The organism is Neosynechococcus sphagnicola sy1 (assembly GCF_000775285.1).
Lineage (GTDB): Bacteria > Cyanobacteriota > Cyanobacteriia > Neosynechococcales > Neosynechococcaceae > Neosynechococcus > Neosynechococcus sphagnicola.
The window spans coordinates 1-4,844 of sequence record NZ_JJML01000085.1; the positions used below are offsets into that span (position 1 = coordinate 1).

Here is a 4,844-nt window from a genome sequence, read left to right on the forward strand (position 1 = left end):
CCCGCTTCAGCAAAATCGCTCGCTCCTACCTGCTCCATGTCGGCAATCTCGATTGGAAACAGATCAACCCCGACATCTTTGGCTCCATGATTCAGGCGGTGGCGGATGAGGAAGAGCGGGGAGCGCTGGGGATGCACTATACCAGTGTGCCGAATATCCTCAAGGTGCTGAATCCGTTGTTTTTGGATGACTTACGCGCCCAGCTAGAAGCCGCAGGCGACAATGCCCGCAAGCTGTTGAATCTGCGGCAACGGCTGGCAAAAATTCGGGTGTTTGACCCCGCCTGTGGCTCAGGCAATTTTTTGGTGATTGCCTATAAGGAGATGCGGGCGATCGAAGCCACCATCAACCAGCGCCGGAATGAACCCGATCGCCGCTCCGACATTCCCCTGACCAACTTTCGCGGCATCGAACTGCGCCATTTTGCCGCCGAGATTGCGCGGCTGGCGTTGATTATTGCCGAGTATCAGTGTGATGTGCTCTATCGGGGACCCAAGCTGGCACTGGCGGAGTTTTTGCCCCTGAAGGATGATAACTGGATTACCTGTGGCAATGCGTTGCGGTTGGATTGGTTGAGTCTTTGCCCACCGACGGGAACGGGGGTGAAGTTAGTCGCAGAGGATTTATTTAGTACACCGCTGGAACAGACTGAGATTGATTTTGAGAATGAGGGCGGGGAGACTTATATCTGTGGAAATCCGCCTTATAAAGGAAGTCAAACACAGACAAAGGAACAGAAATCAGATCTTGCCCTTGTTTTTAAGCCATACAAGGTTTCATCTAAGCAGATTGACTATGTTGGTGGCTGGTTTATGAAAGCAGCCGAATATGCTCAGCACACTGTTGCAGAAGCAGCATTTGTGAGTACGAATTCAATATGTCAAGGGCGTATCGTGCCAATACTGTGGCCTACCATCTTTGAAACAGGCTCGATCATCCGCTTTGCATATACGTCATTTAAATGGGCTAATCTTGCCAGCCATAATGCTGGTGTAACTGTCTCAATCATTGGTTTATCTCAGGCGAAATCAAAAAAACGTCATCTTTTTGATATAGGACGTAATGGTGAGGTGGAAGTGAGAGAGGCTGATAACATTACTCCCTACCTGACCGTAGGAGAAAATATTATTGTGACGAGCCAGCAAGAAAGTATTGCTGGATTACACGATATGTCTTTTGGGAATATGCCAGTTGACGGTGGAAATCTTCTTCTATCAGCAGCAGAACTTAGAGAATTAGCACTTACATTTCAAGATAAGCAGATTCTAGTTCGTCGTATTTATGGATCTGCCGAGTTTATTCGTGGTCTTGTGCGATATTGCCTTTGGATAGAAGATGAGCGACTACAGCACGCGCTAGGTATTGAATCAATTAGAAGAAGAATTGAAAGTGTTCGGGAAATGCGCCTCGAAAGCAAAGATGCCGGCACCAATAAAATGGCGGCGCGTTCCCACCAAATGCGTGAGATGAATATAGGAAAATACTGGACAATAACTGTCCCTCGAACCTCTTCTGAAAGCCGACCATTCTTGCCAAATGGACTTATTGATAGTCATAGCACCGTAACGACCGAAGCCTTTGCCCTCTACGATGCGCCGCTCTGGAACATGGCGCTGATCGCCTCCCGCCTGCACCTGGTCTGGATCGCCACTGTCTGCGGCAAGCTCAAAACCGACTTTCGCTACTCCAACACCCTCGGCTGGAACACCTTCCCTGTCCCCACTCTCACCGAGCAAAACAAAACTGAACTCACCCGCTGCGCCGAAGAGATTCTGCTGGCGCGGGAGCATTATTTCCCCGCCACCATTGCCGAGATGTACGACCCCGATCGCATGGACAGTGAATTTCCGCTGGTGCGGGAGGCGCACGACAGAAACGATGAGATCCTGGAGCGCATCTACATCGGTCGCCGCTTCAAAAACGACACCGAACGCCTGGAAAAGCTCTTTGAGCTATATACAAAGATGACTAGCCAGCAAAAGCCAGCGAAAAAGCCAGGAAAACGGAAAATTTAGCCATAATACAAACACAAATACAACTCATCCATTCCTACAAGCCATGAAAGCCGCTGAGAAACTCTACCAACTGATCCAAATCCTCCCAGAAAGCCAAATTAATGAAGTCCTCCACTTCGCCGAATTTCTCCAGCAAAAACAACTGACCCCTACGCCACCCCCGGCTATCTCCCCCGGCACCCTCACTGGACTTCGGGGCATTGCCAAACGCCCCAAAGCAACCCCTAGCGACAGCGAACTGCAAGCAGAATACGCCGACTATTTGACCCAAAAATACCGATAAGCCTACCCGTGAAAATTCTCATCGATACCAACATCGTCCTAGACCTAATTCTGGAACGAGAACCCTTTGTCGAGATTGCGATCTCCCTCTTTGAGCAAATTGAACAGGGCAATTTGACTGGGTATATCGCCGCCACCACCATCACCAATATTTTTTACATTATCCGTAAAACTGAAGGTCGTGAAGTCGCCCTTGCTGCTATAAATCGACTCCTGATTGGTCTTCGATTTTGTGCCGTTGATTACCAGACCGTCGAAACTGCCCTCAACCTGGAACTGAAAGACTTTGAAGACAGCATCCAACTCGCCTGCGCCACCCTCAATCAACTCGATGCGATCGTCACCCGCGATCGCCAAGACTTCAGGGGTAGCAATCTCCCGATTTACTCGCCCACAGAACTCTTAAACCAGCTTTAGCCAAAAAGTACCCATGAGCAACCCCATCGCCATTCCCTCCGTTTCTGTCACCTACGCCCAGGATGGCACCTCTACCAAAGCCAACGCTCTGGGAATGCGCCCCATGCAAGAACGCGCCTACCAAAAGCGCGGCGAACAATATCTGCTGATCAAATCGCCCCCGGCATCTGGCAAAAGTCGGGCACTGATGTTCATCGCCCTCGACAAACTAGAGAACCAGAAGCTCAAGCAAGCGATCATTGTCGTCCCCGAAAAAGCGATCGGCTCCAGCTTCCACAACGAGCCGCTGAGTCAGTTTGGCTTTTGGGCTGATTGGCAGGTCGAACCCCGGTGGAACCTCTGCGACGCACCAGGGGGAGACAATGGCGGCAAAGTCGATGCGGTGAAAAAATTCCTCGACAGCGATGCCAAGGTGTTGGTCTGTACCCACGCCACCTTCCGCTTCGCCGTGGATAAGTTTGGGGTAGAGGTGTTGGACGATCGCCTGATTGCCGTAGACGAGTTTCACCATGTTTCCGCCAAGCCCGACAACAAGCTGGGCGACCACATCCGCCAACTCATGACCCGCGACAAAACCCACATCGTCGCCATGACTGGCTCCTACTTTCGCGGCGATGCCGAAGCCGTGCTCCATCCCGACGACGAATCCCGCTTTGAAACCGTCACCTACACCTACTACGAACAGCTCAACGGCTACCAATACCTGAAGCAACTCGACATCGGTTACTACTTCTACGCTGGCAGCTACACCGACGAAATCATGCAGGTGCTTAACCCCAACGAAAAAACCATTCTGCATATTCCCAATGTCAACTCCCGCGAAAGCACCAAGGACAAGATCCGCGAAGTCGAACACATCATCGAAGAACTGGGCGAATGGCAGGGTATCGATCCAAAAACCGGGTTTCAACTGGTCAAAACCACCAACGGTAAGGTTCTCAAAATTGCCGATCTGGTAGACGATGATTCCACCAAACGCGATCAGGTCGCCGCTGCCCTCAAAGACTCCGCCCACAAGCACGATCGCGACCATGTGGACATCATCATTGCCCTCGGTATGGCAAAAGAAGGCTTCGACTGGATCTGGTGCGAACATGCCCTGACGATCGGCTACCGCTCCAGCCTGACGGAAATTATCCAGATCATCGGTCGCGCCACCCGCGATGCTCCCGGCAAGACCCGCGCTCGGTTCACGAACCTGATCGCCGAACCCGATGCCAGCGAAGCCGCCGTTACCGAAGCCGTGAATGATACGCTCAAGGCGATCGCGGCTAGCCTCCTCATGGAGCAGGTACTCGCGCCCCGCTTCGAGTTCAAACGCAAGCGCTCCGACAATCAACCCACTCCCGGCTTTGACTATGGGCAAGGCGGCTACGATCCGGGCAAGTGTAACGTGGGTGTTAATCCCGAAACGGGTCAAATTCAGCTAGAAATCAAGGGGCTAGCCGCACCCAAGAGCCAGGAAGCGACTCGCATCTGCCGCGAAGACTTGACCGAACTGGTGACTGCCTTTGTCCAAGACAAGCCCACGATCGAGCGGGGTCTGTTCGATGAAGAACTGGTTCCCGAAGAACTGACCCAGGTACGCATGGGCAAAATCGTCAAAGAGAAGTTCCCGAATTTAGAGGAAGAGGATCAAGAAGCCGTTCGCCAGCACGCGATCGCCGCCCTCAACCTCGTGCAACAGGCAAAACAAGCCGTAAACGAAGCAAGTGGCACCTACAGTCTTCTCCCCTCTCCCCTCTCCCGACTTGGGAGAGGGGAGAAGACTGTAAATCCTGATGACAGAGAAGCCCCAAAAAACACAGCCCTGATCGACGGGGTACGGCAGTTTGCCCTATCGGTCACTGAACTCGACATGGATCTGATCGATCGCATCAATCCCTTTGGCGAAGCCTACGCCATCCTCGCTAAGTCCATGAGCGAAGAACGGCTGAAGCAGGTCGCAGAAGTGATTGCTGCCAAACGGATCAATCTTTCCGTGGAAGAAGCGCGAGACTTGGCAAAACGAGCGTTGCGGTTTAAGCAGGAAAAAAGGGAGACTCCCCTCCCTCACGGCAGTGGATCCCTGGGAAAAAACGGATGGCAGAGGGAATCGCCTTCTTACAACGCAAAGTGAAGGAGGACAAG

General features: G+C 52.1%; 4 protein-coding genes. All 4 read left to right on the plus strand.

Going from position 1 to position 4,844, the window contains the following annotated elements:
• The coding region (locus DO97_RS24560; RefSeq protein ID WP_036536942.1) for a class I SAM-dependent DNA methyltransferase at positions 1-2,015 on the plus strand (2,015 nt) is incomplete at its 5' end.
• A 43-nt stretch (positions 2,016-2,058) separates the two neighbouring features.
• Positions 2,059-2,298: a DUF2281 domain-containing protein gene (locus DO97_RS19895; protein ID WP_036536945.1), complete on the plus strand. Its 240-nt coding sequence runs from the start codon at positions 2,059-2,061 to the stop codon at positions 2,296-2,298.
• 8 nt (positions 2,299-2,306) lie between these two features.
• Positions 2,307-2,714 carry a type II toxin-antitoxin system VapC family toxin gene (locus DO97_RS19900; protein WP_036536947.1) on the plus strand — a complete coding sequence of 136 codons (408 nt, stop codon included), beginning with the start codon at positions 2,307-2,309 and terminating at the stop codon, positions 2,712-2,714.
• Between the two features lie 13 nt (positions 2,715-2,727).
• On the plus strand, positions 2,728-4,833 hold the full coding sequence (locus DO97_RS19905; RefSeq protein ID WP_239651913.1) for a DEAD/DEAH box helicase: 2,106 nt from the start codon (positions 2,728-2,730) through the stop codon (positions 4,831-4,833).
• Positions 4,834-4,844 lie beyond the last annotated feature (11 nt).